The sequence below is a fragment of the Micromonospora sp. IBHARD004 genome, assembly GCF_052814115.1.
On sequence record NZ_CP199934.1, the window covers coordinates 921,699 to 939,067 of the forward strand.

20 protein-coding genes and 1 tRNA gene are annotated in these 17,369 nt (G+C 73.9%); 18 read left to right on the forward strand and 3 right to left on the reverse strand.

The features are described 5' to 3' along the window. Positions 1 to 18 precede the first annotated feature (18 nt). Together ACTWO6_RS04580 and ACTWO6_RS04585 are read left to right on the forward strand one after the other, a co-directional pair. Positions 19 to 576, forward strand: a complete 558-nt coding sequence (locus tag ACTWO6_RS04580) for a DUF501 domain-containing protein (protein ID WP_446218386.1) — start codon at positions 19 to 21, stop codon at positions 574 to 576. 2 nt (positions 577 to 578) lie between these two features. Beyond that, positions 579 to 1,091 carry an amino-acid N-acetyltransferase gene (locus tag ACTWO6_RS04585; protein WP_446218387.1) on the forward strand — a complete coding sequence of 171 codons (513 nt, stop codon included), beginning with the start codon at positions 579 to 581 and terminating at the stop codon, positions 1,089 to 1,091. 21 nt (positions 1,092 to 1,112) lie between these two features. Here the strand turns inward: ACTWO6_RS04585 and ACTWO6_RS04590 are convergent, their stop codons facing one another. Next, the gene (locus ACTWO6_RS04590; protein WP_446218388.1) at positions 1,113 to 2,009 is read right to left on the reverse strand and encodes an alpha/beta hydrolase family esterase; all 897 of its coding nucleotides are present in this window, start codon (positions 2,007 to 2,009) and stop codon (positions 1,113 to 1,115) included. 98 nt (positions 2,010 to 2,107) lie between these two features. Between ACTWO6_RS04590 and ACTWO6_RS04595 the strand changes: the two genes are divergently transcribed. The 3 genes from ACTWO6_RS04595 (at position 2,108) to ACTWO6_RS04605 (ending at position 4,522) form a co-directional block, all read left to right on the forward strand. Then, positions 2,108 to 3,112, forward strand: a complete 1,005-nt coding sequence (locus tag ACTWO6_RS04595; RefSeq protein ID WP_446218389.1) for an ArsR/SmtB family transcription factor — start codon at positions 2,108 to 2,110, stop codon at positions 3,110 to 3,112. Between the two features lie 90 nt (positions 3,113 to 3,202). Beyond that, positions 3,203 to 4,153: a Ppx/GppA phosphatase family protein gene (locus ACTWO6_RS04600; protein WP_446218390.1), complete on the forward strand. Its 951-nt coding sequence runs from the start codon at positions 3,203 to 3,205 to the stop codon at positions 4,151 to 4,153. A gap of 18 nt (positions 4,154 to 4,171) precedes the next feature. Then, positions 4,172 to 4,522: a VOC family protein gene (locus ACTWO6_RS04605; protein ID WP_446218391.1), complete on the forward strand. Its 351-nt coding sequence runs from the start codon at positions 4,172 to 4,174 to the stop codon at positions 4,520 to 4,522. 3 nt (positions 4,523 to 4,525) lie between these two features. Here ACTWO6_RS04605 and ACTWO6_RS04610 read toward each other — a convergent pair whose 3' ends face one another. Next, positions 4,526 to 4,945 (reverse strand): LysE family translocator, encoded by a 420-nt coding sequence (locus ACTWO6_RS04610; RefSeq protein WP_446220558.1) that lies wholly within the window; start codon positions 4,943 to 4,945, stop codon positions 4,526 to 4,528. Between the two features lie 289 nt (positions 4,946 to 5,234). On the opposite strand from ACTWO6_RS04610, the gene ACTWO6_RS04615 reads away from it, so the two are divergent. The 11 genes from ACTWO6_RS04615 to ACTWO6_RS04665 all read left to right on the forward strand — a co-directional run bounded on the left by ACTWO6_RS04615 (position 5,235) and on the right by ACTWO6_RS04665 (position 14,337). After that, positions 5,235 to 5,567, forward strand: coding sequence for a PadR family transcriptional regulator (locus tag ACTWO6_RS04615; protein ID WP_446218392.1), 333 nt, complete (start codon positions 5,235 to 5,237; stop codon positions 5,565 to 5,567). Then, the gene (locus ACTWO6_RS04620; protein WP_446218393.1) at positions 5,564 to 6,589 is read left to right on the forward strand and encodes an HAAS signaling domain-containing protein; all 1,026 of its coding nucleotides are present in this window, start codon (positions 5,564 to 5,566) and stop codon (positions 6,587 to 6,589) included. The genes ACTWO6_RS04615 and ACTWO6_RS04620 overlap by 4 nt, the downstream gene beginning before the upstream one ends. A 102-nt stretch (positions 6,590 to 6,691) precedes the next feature. Next, a complete protein-coding gene (locus ACTWO6_RS04625) occupies positions 6,692 to 6,979 on the forward strand; it encodes an LppU/SCO3897 family protein (protein ID WP_446218394.1) in 288 nt (95 codons plus the stop codon). Between the two features lie 110 nt (positions 6,980 to 7,089). Next, complete coding sequence (locus tag ACTWO6_RS04630) at positions 7,090 to 7,776, forward strand: dienelactone hydrolase family protein (protein ID WP_446218396.1); 687 nt, start codon at positions 7,090 to 7,092, stop codon at positions 7,774 to 7,776. Positions 7,777 to 7,795: 19 nt separating this feature from the next. Then, on the forward strand, positions 7,796 to 8,509 hold the full coding sequence (locus ACTWO6_RS04635) for a uracil-DNA glycosylase (RefSeq protein ID WP_446220559.1): 714 nt from the start codon (positions 7,796 to 7,798) through the stop codon (positions 8,507 to 8,509). Between the two features lie 20 nt (positions 8,510 to 8,529). Beyond that, entirely contained in the window at positions 8,530 to 9,261 is a 732-nt protein-coding gene (locus ACTWO6_RS04640) for a DUF4129 domain-containing protein (RefSeq protein WP_446218397.1), read from the forward strand. 55 nt (positions 9,262 to 9,316) lie between these two features. Then, positions 9,317 to 9,898 carry a hypothetical protein gene (locus tag ACTWO6_RS04645; RefSeq protein WP_446218398.1) on the forward strand — a complete coding sequence of 194 codons (582 nt, stop codon included), beginning with the start codon at positions 9,317 to 9,319 and terminating at the stop codon, positions 9,896 to 9,898. Then, a complete protein-coding gene (locus ACTWO6_RS04650; protein WP_446218399.1) occupies positions 9,898 to 10,905 on the forward strand; it encodes an AAA family ATPase in 1,008 nt (335 codons plus the stop codon). Before ACTWO6_RS04645 ends, ACTWO6_RS04650 begins: the two co-directional genes overlap by 1 nt. Further along, positions 10,905 to 12,275, forward strand: a complete 1,371-nt coding sequence (locus ACTWO6_RS04655) for a DUF58 domain-containing protein (RefSeq protein WP_446218401.1) — start codon at positions 10,905 to 10,907, stop codon at positions 12,273 to 12,275. Before ACTWO6_RS04650 ends, ACTWO6_RS04655 begins: the two co-directional genes overlap by 1 nt. A gap of 67 nt (positions 12,276 to 12,342) precedes the next feature. Continuing rightward, a complete protein-coding gene (locus ACTWO6_RS04660; protein WP_446220560.1) occupies positions 12,343 to 12,903 on the forward strand; it encodes a hypothetical protein in 561 nt (186 codons plus the stop codon). 102 nt (positions 12,904 to 13,005) lie between these two features. Continuing rightward, entirely contained in the window at positions 13,006 to 14,337 is a 1,332-nt protein-coding gene (locus ACTWO6_RS04665) for an NAD(P)/FAD-dependent oxidoreductase (RefSeq protein ID WP_446218402.1), read from the forward strand. Positions 14,338 to 14,406: 69 nt separating this feature from the next. Here ACTWO6_RS04665 and ACTWO6_RS04670 read toward each other — a convergent pair whose 3' ends face one another. Next, entirely contained in the window at positions 14,407 to 16,239 is a 1,833-nt protein-coding gene (locus ACTWO6_RS04670) for a hypothetical protein (protein WP_446218403.1), read from the reverse strand. A gap of 102 nt (positions 16,240 to 16,341) precedes the next feature. Here ACTWO6_RS04670 and ACTWO6_RS04675 point away from each other — a divergent pair. Both ACTWO6_RS04675 and ACTWO6_RS04680 read left to right on the forward strand, forming a co-directional pair. Continuing rightward, positions 16,342 to 16,422, forward strand: a tRNA-Leu gene (locus ACTWO6_RS04675). 109 nt (positions 16,423 to 16,531) lie between these two features. Next, positions 16,532 to 17,368, forward strand: coding sequence for a Bax inhibitor-1/YccA family protein (locus ACTWO6_RS04680; protein WP_446218404.1), 837 nt, complete (start codon positions 16,532 to 16,534; stop codon positions 17,366 to 17,368). Position 17,369 lies beyond the last annotated feature (1 nt).

A 17,369-nucleotide genomic window follows, 5' to 3' on the forward strand; every position in this document is an offset into this window, starting at 1 on the left:
GAACGAGAGATGGGCACCGTGACTGTCGTACCACCGCAGGACCCGGCGGCGGGTTCCGTACCCCCGCCGGAGCGCCAACCGGCCACCGAGGCCGACCTGGCCGCGGTGGCCGCGCAGCTCGGACGCCCGACCCGGGGCACCCGGGCGGTGGCCCACCGCTGCCCCTGCGGCCTGCCCGACGTGGTGGAGACGACGCCCCGGCTGGCCGACGGCACGCCCTTCCCGACGCTGTTCTATTTGACCTGCCCGCGGGCGACCGCGGCGTGCAGCCGGCTGGAGTCGGCCGGGCTGATGAAGGAGATGGCCGACCGGCTGGCCACCGACCCGGAGCTGGCCGCCCGCTACCGGGCGGCGCACGAGGACTACCTGACCCGGCGGGAGGCGATCGGCGAGGTGCCGGAGATCGCCGGCATCTCGGCGGGCGGCATGCCCGGCCGGGTGAAGTGCCTGCACGTGCACCTGGGACACGCGCTCGGCGCCGGGCCGGGGGTCAACCCGTTCGGGGACGAGACCCTTGCCCTGGTGGAGAAGTGGTGGGCCGCCGGCCCGTGCGTGGACGTCCCGGCGGGCGAGTGAGCATGTCGGTCTCCGACGAGATCGTGGTGCGCCGCGCCCGCACCGGCGACGTGCGGGGCATCCGGCGGCTGGTCGACACCTACACCGACGACCGGCGGCTGCTCAGCAAGGCCACCGTCACCTTGTACGAGGACGTGCAGGAGTTCCGGGTCGCCGTGGCGCCCGACGGCACAGTGGTCGGCTGCGGCGCGCTGCACGTGATGTGGGAGGACCTGGCCGAGATCCGCACGGTGGCGGTCGACCCGGCCTGCCGGGGCCGGAAGATCGGGCACCGGATTGTCGCTGAACTGATCGACGCGGCCCGGGAACTGGGCGTGGCCCGGATCTTCGTGCTCACCTTCGAGACCCGCTTCTTCGGCTCGTTCGGGTTCCAGGCGATCGACGGCGCGCCGGTACCGCAGCCGGTCTACGAGCAGCTGCTGCGCTCGTACGACGAGGGCGTCGCCGAGTTCCTGGACCTGGAACGGGTCAAGCCGAACACCCTCGGCAACACCCGCATGCTGCTGCGCCTGTGACGGCCGGCCCGCGGAGCGGGGTCAGGTCCGCCGGGGGTGGGCGGCGAAGAAGGCCCAGACGAGGTCGGTGGCCACCACACCCGTCCGCGGCGCGGCGAGCTGACCGGAGGCCGCTCCGGGCCACGAGTGACCCATGTCCGGGAGCGTGTAGACGGTGACGTCGCTGCCGTCGGCGCAGCGCGCGTCGGTCCGGGAGATCCCGGCGGGCGCCGTGCGGCGCGGGCCGGGTGCCTGCCGGCAGCCCAGCCGCCGCTGCCAGGTGCGCATGCCCTCGCTGAAGATGTCGGCGTAGATGTCCTGGCCGCCGATGAAGGTGATGACCGAGACCGGGCGCTTCGGCACGTAGTCCTCCGCCGCCGCCCGGGGCCCGCTGTAGCCGCCGCTGACCACGCCGATCGCCGCGAACACTCCCTCGGCCTCGACCGCGGCCCGGAAACTCATGTCGCCCCCGTTGGAGATGCCGGTGAGGTAGACCCGGTCCGGGTCGGCCCGCCAGGTCTCGACCAGGTGCGCGGTGAGGGCCTTGAGGAAGCCGACGTCGTCCGACGACCCGCAGCAGATCAGGGCGTTGAAGCCGCCGTTCCGCCCGTCCGGGTAGGCGACGAGCGCACGCTCCCGGTCGGCCTTGGCGTCCAGGCCCACCATCTGCCGCATCGCCTCCCCGTCGCCGGGGTAGAAGTGCATCACGATCACCAGCGGAAGCGGCGTGGCCGGGTCGTAGCCGGGCGGGGCGTGCAGCAGGTAGCGGCGGTCCGTCCCGTCGTGCCGCAGGGTCAACCGGTGGTCGCCGGCCGTCTGCCGCTCGGCGGCCGAGGGGGGTGGGGAGGCCGTCGCCCGGGTACGCCCCCGCTCGTCACCGCACGCCGCGCCGAAGATGACCAGGCAGAACCCCGTCAGCACCGCCATCGTCCGCCGCACGCCCCGCCCCCTTCGTGGACTCCGACGTCCACAGTGGTGAGCCGGATCCGGCGGGGTCAACCCTTTCGGCTCTCGCCGAATAGCGGCAGGCTGCCCGTATGCTCCGCCTTCATCTCACCCCGGTGGACCTGTGCCGGGTGCGGTTCGCCGGGGGTCTGCATCCGGTCGGCACGGCGATGCTGGCCCGTCAGGCGCTGCGCGACCCGGCCGCCGCCGGGTTGGTGCCGGCCCTCGCCGCGCAGCAGTCGCGCGGCACCGCGTCGGTGCGCGCCGCCGCCGCGTCGCTGGCGCACCTGCTGCCGGCCCGCGGTCGGCTGCCGGACTTCCTCACCCCGTTCCAGGGCCTGGAATCGGTGTCGGCCGGCCTCGCGGCCATCCGGGCCACCCCGCCCCGACGCGTCCGGGCCGAGCTCACCGCCGCGTACGGCGAGTTGCCGGCGACGCCGTTGCGGCGCCGGTTCGCCGAGGCGGACCCGGAGATCCTGGACCTGTTCGATCAGTCGGTGGCCACCTGGTTCGGGGCCGTGCTCGCGCCGCACTGGACCGAGCTGACGTCCGTCCACCGTCACCAGGTCGCGACCGCCACGCACCGGCTGGCCGTGAATGGCCTGGAGGGCCTCTTCGCCGGGCTGCATCCGGCGATTCGCTGGCGCCCGCCGGTGCTGGAGGTGCGGACCTGGTGGAGTGGGGAGGTGACCGGCACCGGCGAAGGGCTCCTGCTGCTGCCCTCGCCGCTGGCCGGTCCGCGCCCACGGGTGCTGGTCGAGCCTGACCGTCCGGTCCTGCTCGTCTATCCCGCCGCGATGCCGCGCAGCGCGGCCCTCCCGGGTGCCGATCCGCTCGGCCGGCTCCTCGGGGCCACCCGGGCGGCGTTGCTGCGCCGGCTTGGTGAGCCCGGCCGGCACACCACCACGGCGCTGGCCCGGGCGGTCGGGGTCAGTCTCTCCACCGCGTCGGAGCACATGACGGCGTTGCGGGCCGCCGGTCTGATCCGGACCGGGCGCGACGGCGCCGCGGTGCTGCACCGGCTGACGCCGCTCGGCGGCCACCTGCTGGGCCGGTCCGGGGACGTCGACTCCGGCAGCGACCTGCCCGACGAGTGACGCCCCGGGAGGGACGAGACCCGTCGTCGGGATCGGGCTGCGCCCGTGACCGTGGCGTCCGGACCGGGGCGCTGCCGTAGGGTTGCTGCCGTGACGACGCGTGCGGCCGCCATCGACTGCGGGACCAACTCGATCCGACTGCTGGTCGCCGACCTGCCCGACCCGTCGGCCGGCCCGCAGGCACCGCTGGTCGACGTGACCCGGCGGATGGAGATCGTCCGGCTCGGCCAGGGCGTCGACAAGACGGGCCGGCTCGCCCCCGAGGCCATCGAACGCACCCGGGTCGCGCTGGCGTCCTACGCCGCCGAGATCGAGAAGCTGGGCGCCGAGCGGGTCCGGATGTGTGCCACCTCGGCGAGCCGGGACGCCGCCAACGCCGCGGAGTTCCGGGCCATGGTCGAGCAGACCCTCGGCGTCGAGCCCGAGGTGGTGACCGGCGACGAGGAGGCCCGACTCTCGTTCACCGGCGCGGTGCGCGGCCTGCCCGCCGACGCCGAGCCGCCGTACCTGGTGGTCGACATCGGTGGCGGCTCCACCGAGTTCGTGGTCGGCACCCGTGAGGGCGGCGTCGAGGCCGCCATCTCGATGGACATCGGCTGCGTCCGGATGACCGAGCGGCACCTGCACGGCGACCCGCCGACCCTGGACGAGATAGCCGCCGCCCAGGCCGACATCGCGGTCGCGGTGGACCGGGCGCTGATGGCCGTGCCGGGCCGCGAGGCCGCCACGCTGGTCGGGCTCGCCGGGTCGGTCACCACCGTGGTCGCCATCGCCCAGGGCCTGACGGAGTACGACCCGGCGCGCATCCACCACGCCCGGGTGTCGTACGAGCAGGTCGCCGACGTCACCGCCGACCTGCTGGCGAAGACCCGAGAGCAGCGGCTCGCCATCCCGGTGATGCACCCGGGCCGGGCCGACGTGATCGGCGCGGGGGCGTTGGTGCTCCGCGTGATCATGGAGCGGGCCGGCATGCCGTCGGTGGTCGCCTCCGAGCACGACATCCTCGACGGCATCGCCTGGAGCCTCGCGCCGACCGGCTGAGCCGCCTAGGCTTCCGAAATGGCGGTCAAGCGGATCAAGCCGAACATCCGCTCGGAGGACTTCGAGGGGAGCCGTCGGTTCTACACCGACCTGATCGGGCTCGGCGGCGGCGATGGGCTCGACTGGATCCTCTTCTTCGGCGGGGAGACCCGTGAGGTCCAGCTTTCGGTGATGAAGCGTGACATCCGGGCGGGCGTCCATCCGGACGTGTCGATCGAGGTGGATGACGTCGACGACGTGCACGCGCGGTGCCTCGCCGCCGGCGCTGAGATCGTCTACCCGCTCACCAACGAGCCCTGGGGGCTACGCCGGTTCTTCGTCCGCGACCCGAACGGCGCGGTCATCAACGTGACCCAGCACACCGAGTAGCGGTCAGGCGCGTTCGGTGGCGAGGCGGGCGCTGAAGCCGAGCAGGGCCACCCCGGTCAGCCCGTCGAGCCAACCTCGTACCCGGCGGCGGGACAGCAGCTCGCGGGCCCGGTTCATCGCCCCGACCAGCACCAGCAGGTAGGCGAGCCCCAGCACCGCGTGGCTGAGCGCGAACACCAGCAGCGCCCCCAGGGGCGCGGAGCCGCCGACGAACTGCGGCAGCACGGCCAGGTAGAAGGCCAGCACCTTCGGGTTGGTGATGTTGGAGAGGAAGCCCTGCCGGAAGCCGGTCAGCGCCTCGCCGGACGGGGTGGCGCCGCCGTCGGCCAGCGGGGCGTACCGGCCCTGCCAGGCCGAGCGCCAGGCCTGAACGCCGAGGTACGCCAGGTACGCGACGCCGGCCCAGCGGATCGTCTCGAACAGCGGTTTGGGAGCGGACGATCAGCGCGCCCAGCCCGGCCGCCGCGGCCACGCCCTGCACGGCGTTCGAGCCGGTCACCCCGACCGCGCTCCACCTGCCGCGCAGTCGACCGGCGGCCAGCGTGTTCCGGGTGACCACCGCGAAGTCCGGGCCGGGAATGAGGATCAGCACCGTGGCGAACACCAGGAACGATCCGTAGCTGCTCCACGACATCCTTCCGACCCTACGAGGGTCCGACACTCACTAGTGTTTTCTTGACGGTACTACGCAATCCACACTAGTGTCGGAAGCGTGGATACCACGCAGCTCCTCAAGGGCGTGCTCGACCTCGCCGTCCTCGCCGTGCTCCGGGAGGAGGACGGCTACGGTTACGACATCCTCCGCCGGTTGCGCGACGCCGGCCTGGAGGAGGTCGGCGACGCCTCGGTCTACGGCACGCTTCGCCGGCTCTTCGCCGCCGGCCTGCTCACCACCTACGTCGTGCCGAGCGAATCCGGCCCGCACCGCAAGTACTACGCCCTCAACGCCGCCGGCCGGGACCAGCTCGCCCGCTCCGGCAAGACCTGGCGCTCCTTCGCCACGACCATGGACGCACTGCTCGAGGATCGGGGGATGGCGGCATGACCGTCACTGGGCAGGACATCGCGGACTACGTCGACCGGGTGCGGGCCGCACTGGCCGACCTGCCGCCCACCGTCCGCGACGAGTTGACCGAGGACCTGCCGGAGCACCTGGCCGAGGTTGCCGCCGAGGCGGACGGCTCGCTGGTCGACCGGCTCGGCGAGCCCGAGGCGTACGCCGCCGAGCTGCGCGCGGCCGCCGGCGCCGGCGAGCCGCTCGGCGGTCGCGGCGGCCTGGACCGGCGGATCGCCGCCACCGCGCACCGGGCCCGCGCCCGGCTGTCCGGCCTCGACGTCCGTCTCGGCCCGCTCCTCGGGTACGCCAAGGCGTCCGATTTCCTCCGGTTGCTCCGGCCGGCCTGGTGGGTGCTGCGCGGCTGGCTGGCGGCCCTGCTGGTCTCCGCCGCCCTCGGCGAGCCGTCGGGCCTGCTGCCCCGGCTCGGCGACAGCGCGGTGGCGGGCCTGTTCCTGCTCGCCGGCGGCGTCCTCGCCTCGGTCTGGTTGGGTCACCGCTCCGCCGGCCTGCGGGGCTGGTCCCGCCGTCTGCTGCGCCTCGGCACCGCCGCGCTGCTGCTCTTCTCCTTCGCCATGCTCGTCAACGTGGACCAGAACGCCAGGTCGGACGAGTTCGGCTACAAGGGGGTGTCGGTCGGCGACCGGTACGACTCCGTCCAGGACGTCTTCGTCTACGACAGCGAGGGGCGGCTGGTGGAGAACGCCCGCCTGTTCGACCAGAACGGCGTGCCGATCCGGCTCGGCTACCCGTCGTGTGTCGACCCGGCCCAACCGGACGCCGCGCTGCGGACCGGCTATCCGTACTGCCCGCAACTCGCGCCGTTCCGGCCGCGGCCGCCCGCCGCGGTCCCGGTGCCGCCGGCGGGCGGAGCGCCCGCCGCGACCCCGGCGTCGCCGAAACCGACGGACAGTTCGTTGCCGACGGCTGCCGCCACGCCGACCCCGGTCCCCACCGCGACGGTGACCCCGGGCCCGACCAGCACGGCTCCGGTACCGAGTCCGACCCGCTGAACCATGCCGAGGGGCGCCCGCCGATCCGGTGGGCGTCCCTCGGCATGTCCACGATGGACGGGGTGGTGCAGCGCACTCGAAGCTTGATCGCTACGGTGTCGCTTGCTCACTCCACCCCCGAAGGCCGGCGACTGCGTCGCCGAGCTGCCCCGGGTCGCCGGCAGCCGGGCGGAGTCGGTCGACGACGCCACGATCGTCCCCTGCGCCGGCGCCCGGGCCGCCTACGCCGTGGTCGGCCGGGTGGACGACCCGGCGGCGGCGCGGAGCCGCTCGGCGGCGGGTTGCGAGCCGCACTTCCGGCCCGGGGACGACGGGTACGTCCTCTACCGCGTCGGCGGCGACGGCGACGGCTATCTGCTCTGCCTTGTCCGGAAGACGAACGGGAGGTGAATGCCACTGTTCCCGCGTCTTCCCCGGCGCGGTGGCGGCGTGGCAGGCTACCGGCACGTAGGACCACTGGGCGACCAGCCAACGATGACTGACCGCTAGGAGGACGGGCCATGGGCGAGACGGTGAGCTTCACCAGCAACGGAGGGACGAGCGAGGGGTATCTCGCGATACCCTCCGGCGGTGTGGCCAGCCCGGCGGTCATCGTCATCCAGGACTGGTGGGGCCTCGTGCCCCACGTCCGGGCGGTCGTGGACCGCTTCGCCGAGGCGGGGTTCGTCGCCCTCGCCCCGGACTTCCGGCACGGCGAGCCGGCCAGCAAGCCGACCGAGCCCCGGCAGATGCTGAACGCGCCGCAGATGGACGAGGCGGCGACGGACATCGCCGCCGCGGCGGAATACCTCGCCGGCCGTCCCGAGGTCACCGGCAAGGTCGGCTGCGCCGGCTTCTGCGCCGGCGCCAGCCTGGCGCTCTGGTCGGCGACGTTCTCCAAGCGGATCGTCGCCACCGCCGGCTTCTACCCCCGGCTGCCCTGGGAGGGGATGCGCGCCGACTGGGCCGACTACGCCGGCAAGGCCGCCCTCATCCACTGCTCCGAAGAGGACGGCCTCTCGTCCGCGGACGGCGTACAGGCCGCCCGCGGGGCCATCGAGGCGGCCGGCGGCACCTGCCAGACCTACGACTACCCGGGCACGTCACACGCGTTCTTCAACGAGGACCGGCCGGAGAAGTTCGACCAGCGGGCCGCCGCCACCGCCTGGGCCCGCACCCTGGAACTCTTCCGGGCCAAGCTTGGCTGAGCCGCGTACCCCCGACGAGGTGGTCGCCCGCGCCGCGCGGGCGACCGACCTCGCCGACCTCGACGGCGCGGTGAGCAACTGCTTCGCCTGCCCGCGCCTGGTCGCCTGGCGGGAGGAGGTCGCCCGGGTCAAGCGGGCGGCCTTCCGCGACCAGCACTACTGGGGGCGCCCGGTGCCCGGCTTCGGGGCTCCCGACGCGCGCATCGCCATCCTCGGCCTGGCGCCGGCCGCGCACGGCGGCAACCGCACCGGCCGGATCTTCACCGGCGACCGCTCCGGCGACGTGCTCTTCGCCGCGCTGCACCGCGCCGGCCTGGCCAACCAGCCGACCAGCGTCGCCGCCGACGACGGCCTGACCCTGCGGGACACCCGCATCTTCGCCGCGGTTCGCTGCGCGCCGCCGGACAACAAGCCCACCCCGGTGGAGCGGGACACCTGCGCGCCGTGGCTGCACCGGGAGGTGGCGCTGATCCGGCCCACCCTGCGCGTCGTGGTCGCGCTGGGTGCCTTCGCCTGGGCCGCGTGGTGGCCGGTCCTCCGCGATGTGTACGGGGTCCGGCCGCCCAGTCCGCGACCGGCGTTCGGCCATGGGGCACACTGGTCCGACAGTTCCGCACCGGCGCTGCTCGGCTGCTATCACGTCAGCCAGCAGAACACCTTCACCGGGCGGCTGACACCAGGAATGCTGGACGACGTGTTCGCCCGGGCGAAGCAGTTGGCCGGGGTGGACTGAGGAATGCGTGGGGCGGTGGGATGGACCTCGGCGTGCGCAGGTGGTGGCCGGTCGCGGCGGTGACGGTCCTGCTGGCCGTCGCCGCGTTCTCGGCCGGGCACTCCTCCATCGGGGCCAGCCGGATCCCGCCCGCCGCGGACAACATCCCCTACGTGCCGGACTACCCCTCCGCCGAGCCCGCGCCCTCGATTGCCGTCGAGCCCCGGGACGCCGCCGGGGCCACCCAGGCGCAGATTCCGTCCTGGATCGTCACCACCGCGATGGTCGTGCTCGGCCTGGCGGCCCTGCTCGCCATCGGGTATGTCGGCTGGACGCTGATCGGTGGCGCCCTGCGGCGTACCACCCGGGCGATCCCCGTGCAGCGGGCCCGGCGTACCGCCGAGGGCACCGCGCGGGAGGTGGTGGCCGCGCTCGACGCGGGCCTGGTGGAGCTGGACGACCGGGACACCGACCCGCGGACCGCGGTGATCGCCTGCTGGGTCCGGCTGGAGGAGGCCGCCGAGGAGGCCGGCGTCCCCCGGCTCGCCGGGGATACCCCCACCGACCTGGTCAGCCGGCTGCTGCGCGGCGATCCGGCCGCCGGCGTCCCGGCGATCGCCAGCGCCGACGTGCTGGACGGGTTCGCGCACGTCTACCGTGAGGCCCGGTACGCCACGCATACCGTCGACGAGCGGATGCGCGACCAGGCCGGCGCGGCGCTGCGCCGGCTGCGCGGCGAGCTGACCAGCCTCGCCGGCCAGGTGGAGCCGTGAGCGCGAGGAGTGAGCCGGTCCTGCGAGCCCCGCAGTCGGGAACCGAGGTGGTGCCGTGAGTACCAGCATCGACGACCTGCTGTCGTTCGAGGAGGAGCCGGCGGGACCGGCCGTCGCGTCCCGCGGCGGCCGGGTGCGCTCGGTGCTGCGTGCCCTCCTGGTCACCGCGGCGATCGTGGCCGTCGTCGTGGCGGGCCTGCGGGTGGTCGGCCTCCAGGTCTCCCTGTGGATCGTCGTCGCCGGTGTGCTCGCGCTGCTCGCCGTCCGGCGGGTCACCGGGGCGCTGTCGCCCCCACCGCCGCCCCGGGCCGGTTACCGGGCGCCGGCGGGCGAGGAGCCGGGCACCTGGAACTGGGCCGCCCGGGACGCGCTGCGCGCCGCGATCAACGGCTGGGAACGCCCGCTGGACTGGTGCGCGGGCAACCGCGAGCGGTTCACCGAGCGGGTCCTGCCCCGGATCGGCGAGCTGGCCGACGAGCGGCTTCGCCAGAAGCACGGCATCACCCGCGAGTCCGACCCGGCCCGCGCCCGCACCCTGCTGAAGGAGCCGCTGTGGACGTTCCTCAGCACGCCCTCCCGCCGCCCCCCGTCGCCGCGCGATCTCGCGGCGATCGTCGCCGAACTGGAGAAGCTGTGATGAACGACGTGGACCCGAGCATGCCCCCCGCCGAGGTGGGCCGGCTGGCCCGGGCGGTGCTGGACGCGGTCGGCACGGTCGTGGTCGGCAAGCGGGAGGCGCTGGAACTCGTCCTCGCCGGCATCCTCGCCGGTGGGCACGTGCTGCTGGAGGACCTGCCGGGGCTGGGCAAGACGCTCACCGCGCGCTCCTTCGCGCAGGCCCTCGGGCTGGACTTCCGTCGGCTCCAGTTCACCCCCGACCTGCTCCCCGCCGACGTCACCGGCTCCTTCCTGTACGACCAGCGCAGCGGCGACTTCTCGTTCCGCGCCGGTCCGGTCTTCACCAACCTGCTGCTCGCCGACGAGATCAACCGGACCCCGCCGAAGACCCAGTCGGCGCTGCTGGAGGCGATGCAGGAGAAGCAGGTCTCCGTCGAGGGCGTCACCTACCGGCTGGACGAGCCGTTCCACGTGCTCGCCACCGCCAACCCGATCGAGTACGAGGGGACGTACCCGCTGCCGGAGGCGCAGCTCGACCGGTTCCTGCTCCGGGTGTCGTTCGGCTACCCGAACCACGAGGAGGAGTGGGAGGTGCTGCGCCGGCGGATGGCCCGCCGCCGCGAGGAGGCCGAGATCAAGCCGGTGGTCGACGCGGCCACCCTGCGCGCCATGCAGGCCGCGCTGGAGGACGTGGTCGTCGAGGACTCGATCGGCCGCTACATCGTGGCGCTCACCGCGGCCACCCGGGAGCATCCGTCCGCACTGGTCGGCGCCTCGCCGCGAGGCTCGCTGGCGCTGCTGCTGCTGGCCCGGGTCCGGGCCGTCTTCGCCGGCCGGGACTACGTGGTGCCGGAGGACGTCAAGGAGGTGGCGGCGCCCGCGCTGGCCCACCGGATCACGCTGCGCCCGGAGATGTGGCTGCGCCGGGTCGACCCCTCCTTCGTCGTCGGTGAGGTTCTCGAGCAGACGCCCGCCCCGGCCAGCGGCGCGCTGCCCAGCTACGCGGCCGGGCGGCCCGGGCGCTGATGGCCAGCCGTGACGAGCCGGAGCCGGCGACGGGCTGGGCGCCCACCTGGGCGCTCGGCCGGGCCGTGCTGCTCACCGGGCTGCTGCTGATCGCGGCGGTGCTGTTCGGCCGGGTCGACCTGGTCGTGCTGGCCACGCCGTTCGCCCTCGGCACCGCGTACGCGCTGCGCCGACGGCCCACCGCCGGCCCGGAGCTGGAGATCAGCGCCGGGGACGCTCACCTGGTCGAGGGCGGCCCGATGGCCGCCACGGTCGCCGTCGGCAACCCGGACACCGTGTCGTACGACGTGGCGGTGGTGCGGACCCGGACGTCGCCGTGGCTGCGGGTGGAGAAGGTCGGCTTCGGCGGGGCGGGCGTGGAGGTGGCCCGCTCCGGGGGCGCCGACCGGCCCTTCGTCACCTCGGTGCCGACGGGTAGGGCGGTCGACCTGGCGCTGTCCGGGACGGCGCTGCGCTGGGGCCGGCACCCGATCGGTCCGGCGGGCGCCCGGGTCGCCACCGCGGACGGGCTGCTGGTCTCCCGGGCGGTGATCACCGACCCGGTGCGGATGCGGGTCTACCCGCGGACCGAGCCGTTCGAGGCGGTGGAGGCGATGCCCCGCGCGGCCGGGCTGGTCGGCGCGCACCACTCCCGGCGGCCGGGGGAGGGCGGCGAGCTGGCCGGGGTGCGGGTCTTCGCCCCCGGCGACCGGCTGCGCCGGATCGACTGGCGGGTCTCGCTGCGGGCCCGCCAGCTGCACGTCGCGGCCACCCTCTCCGACCGGGACGCCGAGGTGGTGGTGCTGCTCGACGTGCTGGCCGAGGCGGGTCGCTCGGGGGGCGTCAACGGTCCCGCCTCGGTGCTGGACACCACGGTCCGGGCGGCGGCCGCGATCGGCGAGCACTACCTGCACCGGGGCGACCGGGTGGCGATGCTGGAGTACGGTCCGGCCGCCCGCCGGCTGCGCCCGGCCACCGGTCGCCGGCAGTACCTGACCGTGCTGGAGTGGCTGCTCGACGTGCACGCCGAGTCCTCCCCACACGAGCCGTACGACCAGGTCTTCGGGCCGCAGGTGCTCTCGGCCGACGCGCTGGTGGTGGTGCTCACCCCGCTGCTGGACGAGCGGTCGGCGCAGATGCTGGCCCGGCTCGCCCGGGGCGGCCGGTTCGTGGTGGCGGTGGACACCCTGCCGGCCGACCTGCCGCCGCCGAAGGAGCGGGGCTGGGCCGAGGTGGCGTACCGGCTGTGGCGGCTGGACCGGGACACCATGATCGGCCAGCTCCGTGAGCACGGTGTGCCGGTGGTGCGCTGGGCCGGCGCGGGCAGCCTGGACCAGGTGCTCCGGGACGTGGCCCGACTGGCGACCGCCCCCCGGGTGGGTGTCCGGTGAGCGCGAGGAACGCAGCGCAGCGGAGTCCCGCAGTCGCGAACGAAGGCGGGCACCGGTGAACGACATGCTGGACGCCCTGAACGAGCGGGTCCGCGCCGTGCGGTACGCGGCCACCCGGGTCAGCCCCGCCCCACTGCTGGTCCGGGTCGCCATCTTCCTGACCGTGCTGGTCGGCTTCCTGCTGGCGTACCCCGTGCAGGTCTTCGCGGCACGGGCGCTGCTGGCCCTGACGGTGCTGGCGGTGCTGCCGGCGATCGGGCCGCGCCGGGTCTGGCCGACCTTCGCGGCCCTGGTCACGGTCGGCGGGTGGCTGCTGGCCGCGGCCGGCTTCGACCGGCCGATCGCGCTGTGGCGGCTGCTCGCGGTGGCGACGCTGCTCTACCTGGCGCACACCCTCTGCGCGCTCGCCGCGCTGCTCCCCTTCGACGGGATTGTCGACCCGGACCTGATCCTGCGGTGGTTGACCCGGGCCGGCGGGGTGGTCCTCGCCAGCGCGGCGCTCGGCATCCTGCTGGCCGGGCTCGGCGGAGTGGGGGCGGACCGGGGCTTCCAGGCGGCCACGGTGGCCGGGCTGCTGGTCGCGGTGGCCCTCAGCGGGTTGCTCGGGTGGCTGCTGCGTCGCAGATAGCGGGATGGTGCAGGACGTTGTGCAGGTCACAGGTGTTGTGCTCCGTCACAGAAGGGGGTCTCGGACGGGATTAGCCGGGCCGCCCGGGGAAAGATAGATGGCGTGAATCCGAAGCGGATCGTTGTCGTGGGTGCCGGGCACGTCGGCCTGTACGCTGCTCTGCGCCTGTCGAAGAAGCTGAGCTCCCGTGAGGCCGAGGTCGTGGTCGTCGACCCGCAGCCGCACATGACCTACCAGCCGTTCCTCCCCGAGGCGGCGGCCGGCAACATCTCGCCCCGGCACTCCGTGGTGCCGCTGCGGCGCGAGTTGCGTAAGTGCAAGGTCGTGGCCGGCACGGTGACCCGGATCGACCACGGCCGGAAGACGGCGATCGTGCAGCCGATCAGCGGCCCGACCCGGGAGATCCAGTACGACCACGTGGTCGTCGCCCCCGGCTCGGTGTCCCGGACGCTGCCGATTCCGGGCCTGCACGAGCACGGCATCGGGTTCAAGACCATCGGCGAGGCCATCTACCTGCGGAACCACGTGCTGGACCGGCTGGACGTGGCGGCCGCCACGACCGACCCGGACGTCCGCCGTTCCGCGTTGACCTTCACCTTCGTCGGCGGTGGCTACGCCGGCATCGAGGCGTTGGCCGAGATGGAGGACATGGCCCGGGACGCGATGCGCTACTACCCGGAGCTCGAGCCGGAGGACATGCGCTGGGTCCTGGTCGAGGCCACCCAGCGGGTGCTGCCCGAGGTCGATCGGGACATGGGCGCCTACACGGTGCAGCAGCTGCTCAAGCGGAACATGGACATCCGGCTGGACACCCGGCTGGAGTCCTGCGTCGACGGGGTGGTCAAGCTCTCCGACGGCGACAGCTTCCGGTCCGACACCATCGTCTGGACGGCCGGCGTGAAGCCGTCGCCGATGCTGGACGCGACGGACTTCCCGCGTGACGAGCGCCGGCGGGTCACCTGCCTGCCCACCCTCCAGATCGTGGACGGCGACCGGGTCGTCGAGGGTGCCTGGAGCGCCGGCGACTGCGCCGCGGTGCCGGACCTGACCAAGGAGCCGGGCAACTTCTGCTCGCCGAGCGCACAGCACGCGGTCCGGCAGGCCGCCCGGATGGCCGACAACATCGCGAACGTGATCCGCGGTCGCGAGCCGGTCAACTACAAGCACAAGCACGTGGGCAGCGTGGCCAGCCTCGGCCTGCACAAGGGCGTGGCGCAGGTCTACGGGATCAAGATGACCGGCTGGCCGGCGTGGTTCATGCACCGGACGTACCACATGTCGCGGATCCCGTCGTTCAACCGCAAGGTCCGGGTCGTGGTCGACTGGTCGCTGGCCTTCTTCCTCAAGCGTGAGGTGGTCGCCCTGGGCCAGCTGCACGACCCGCGTGAGGAGTTCGCCGAGGCCTCCCAGCCGGTCGGCGCGCTGCGCGGCTGAGTTCTCGTACTGAAAGGGCCCGTCGCCACGTCTGTCGTGGCGACGGGCCCTTTTCGCGCCAGCGGCGGCTCAGAAGCGCCAGGTCCAGGCGTCGGCGATCCGGGTGCCGGGGCCGAAGAGCTCCTCCAGCGTCCGGCGCAGGGTCTCCGCGTGCGGGGCATCGTCGGTGAGCGCCACGCACGACGCTCCCCAGAAGGTGATGTCCCGGGCGGCCTGCTGGCGCTGCTCGTTGCCGACGGCCGCCGGGACGCCCCGCCTGGCCACGTCGGCCAGCAGCGCCGAGGTGGGTCGCTTGTAGGTGCCCATGGTGGCCGAGCCGCCCCGGCCGTACGGGCCGATGAAGAAGCCCTCGGGCATGCCGAACTTCGCGTCCGCCGCGGTCGCCCAGCGCATCGGCCACGGGTCCTTCGGGGTCGCCGGCGGCACGGGGACCAGTACCCCGCCGGGGCGTACGCACTGCCGCCAGTGTCCGGCGGTGACGAACTCGGGCAGCGCCGGCCGGTCGGTGGTCGGCAGCGGCGCCGGGAAGACGCTGAGCAGGGCCGCGCCGACCGCGAGGGGGACCAGCCGCCGGGCCCGGCCCCGCTCCCGCAGGGCGCGGTCCACCGCGAGGGTCAGCAGGGTGCCGATCAGCGGCAGCAGGGCGAGGCCGAACCGCATCGGCAGCGCGCCGTCCACCACCGGCAGGCCGGCCAGCAGGGCGTACGGGCCGGGCAGCGCGGTCCGCTCGCCGGAGATCACCAGCTCAGGGCCGAGCGACAGCGCGCCCATCACCAGCGCCCCGGCGACGCAGGCGACGACCACCGGCCGGCGGCCGAGCCAGACCGCGCACGCGGCGGTGACCAGCAGCAGCGGCCAGCCGAGAAAGGTGTTGTACTCGGCCGGCCCGGTGGTCAGGCGGGACGAGGTGTCGCTGCCCGTCACGGAGAGCGGGGAGATCGTCCACCAGCTGCTCAGGTCGGCGGAGAAGTAGTGCGGGCTGAACATCCCGTCGGCGACCCCCTGCGGCCCGGCGAACTGGTACCAGAGCGGGTACGCGAGCACCAGCAGCGCCAGGCCGGCGGCGAGCAGCAGCCCGCCGCCGAACGTGGGCACGGCCCGCCGGAACAGCGGCCGGTCGGTCACCGCGTACACGACGGTCATCACCAGCAGGGTGACCGCGGCGAGGAAGAGCACTTCCTCGCCGATGAAGACCTGGACCGTGACCGCCGCGGCCAGCCCGACCGCCGAGCTGACCACCCGGCGGTGGTCCGGCCCGTCCAGGGTGCCGTCCGGGTCGGCGGCCCGGAGCAGCCGGACCACCAGCCAGACGATCACCGGGACCAGCCACTGCGCGGTCATGTGCAGGTGACTGTTGCTCTGCGAGATCATCCCCGGGCCGAAGCCGCACAGTGCGGCGCCGAGCCCGGCGGCGAGCCGGTGGGCCCGCAGGGTCCGGGTGAACAGCAGGTACCAGGCGGCCGCCGTGCCGGCCAGGTTCCCGGCGGCCAGCAGCGCGAAGGTGACCGGCGCGCCGAGCAGCAGGGTGAGCGGGGCGAGCAGCACCCCGAGCGCGATCACCGTGGTGTTGGTCATCAGGTTGACCCCGTCCGGCGCGTTGAGCCGGTCGGTCAGCAGGCTGAAGTCGCCGAGCAGGGCCCGCGAGTCGACCGCCAGGAACCACTCGTAGAGGGTCTGGTCCTCGGGGTTGAGCGCGAGCATCCGCTGCCCGGGCGCGGGCCACAGCCCGTGGGTGAGCCAGCCGGCCAGCAGCACGAAGAGCAGCCCGGCCAGCAGGTCCGCGCGGTGGCGGATCGCGGTGGCCAGCAGCTGGGCGGACCGGGACGGGCGGGCGACCTCGGGTTCAAGGTGGACAGCCTGGCCGGGGTCGGGCCCGGGGGCGGTACGGGCTGCGCTGGTCACGGCCTCGACCATAGTGGCGCGGCCACCACGGGGTACGCCGGGTCGGGACGCAACGGCTACGGTGAGACTGCACCGCCGCGTGTCGGCGCGCCGGTGTCACCCGCCCGGGTGGTGGAACGGCAGACACGGCCGCCTTAAAAGCGGCTGCCGCAAGGCGTGCGGGTTCGACCCCCGCCCCGGGCACCCAGACTCTCAGGTTTCCCACAGCTTTGCGCCCGGCGTGGGTTGCGAGCCCCGTTTACCCTTGAGGTGCACGTTCACGTGCACTGACCCCCTGAGGGAGGCCTGAGAAGTGAAGACCTCGAACCCGGTGCTCGCCCGGCTCGGCCAGGCGGCCGAGCGTGAGCGGGCGGCCGGGTACGCCCAGCCCGGGCCGTACGGACAGCCCGGTTACCCCCAGCAGTACGCGCCGTACCAGCAGCAGTACCCGACCGGCGTCGGCTACCCGGCGGCGCCGCCCACCGTGACCCCGATGACCCTCGACGACGTCGTCGTCAAGACGGTCATGCTCCTCGGCATCCTCGGCGCCTCCGCCGCGGCGGCGTGGGTGCTCGTGCCCGACGCCCTGGTCGGTGTCGCCTGGATCGGCGCCGCCGTCGTCGGCCTGGTGCTCGGCCTGATCATCTCGTTCTCGCGGATGGCGAACCCGGCGCTGGTCGTGGCGTACTCGATCGTCGAGGGCGTCTTCGTCGGCATGGTGAGCAAGGCGTTCAACTCGCTCTACGACGGCATCGTGCTCCAGGCGGTGACCGCCACCTTCGGCGTCTTCTTCCTGATGGCCGTGCTCTACAAGGCGCGCGTCATCCGGGCCACCCCGAAGTTCGTCAAGGGCATGATCGCCGTGATGGCCGGCCTCTTCGCGGTGATGCTGATCAACCTGGTGCTGGCGCTCTTCGGCGTCAACACCGGGCTGCGCGACGGCAGCCCGCTGGCCATCGGCTTCAGCCTGGTCTGCATCGTGGTCGCCTCGCTGAGCTTCGTGCTCAGCTTCCACGAGGTCGAGGAGGGCGTCCGGATGGGGCTGCCCCAGCGCTACTCCTGGACCGCCGCCTTCGGCATCCTGGTCAGCCTGGTCTGGCTCTACCTCGAGATCCTGCGCCTGCTCAGCTACTTCCAGGGCGACGACTGAC

Excerpts from the sequence above, each read along its gene's own strand:
- ACTWO6_RS04585 (WP_446218387.1), top strand. The coding sequence starts at position 579 with ATGTCGGTCTCCGACGAGATCGTGGTGCGCCGCGCCCGCACCGGCGAC.
- ACTWO6_RS04595 (WP_446218389.1), top strand. The coding sequence starts at position 2,108 with ATGCTCCGCCTTCATCTCACCCCGGTGGACCTGTGCCGGGTGCGGTTC.
- ACTWO6_RS04605 (WP_446218391.1), top strand. The coding sequence starts at position 4,172 with ATGGCGGTCAAGCGGATCAAGCCGAACATCCGCTCGGAGGACTTCGAG.
- ACTWO6_RS04620 (WP_446218393.1), top strand. The coding sequence starts at position 5,564 with ATGACCGTCACTGGGCAGGACATCGCGGACTACGTCGACCGGGTGCGG.
- ACTWO6_RS04630 (WP_446218396.1), top strand. The coding sequence starts at position 7,090 with ATGGGCGAGACGGTGAGCTTCACCAGCAACGGAGGGACGAGCGAGGGG.
- ACTWO6_RS04640 (WP_446218397.1), top strand. The coding sequence starts at position 8,530 with ATGGACCTCGGCGTGCGCAGGTGGTGGCCGGTCGCGGCGGTGACGGTC.
- ACTWO6_RS04650 (WP_446218399.1), top strand. The coding sequence starts at position 9,898 with ATGAACGACGTGGACCCGAGCATGCCCCCCGCCGAGGTGGGCCGGCTG.
- ACTWO6_RS04655 (WP_446218401.1), top strand. The coding sequence starts at position 10,905 with ATGGCCAGCCGTGACGAGCCGGAGCCGGCGACGGGCTGGGCGCCCACC.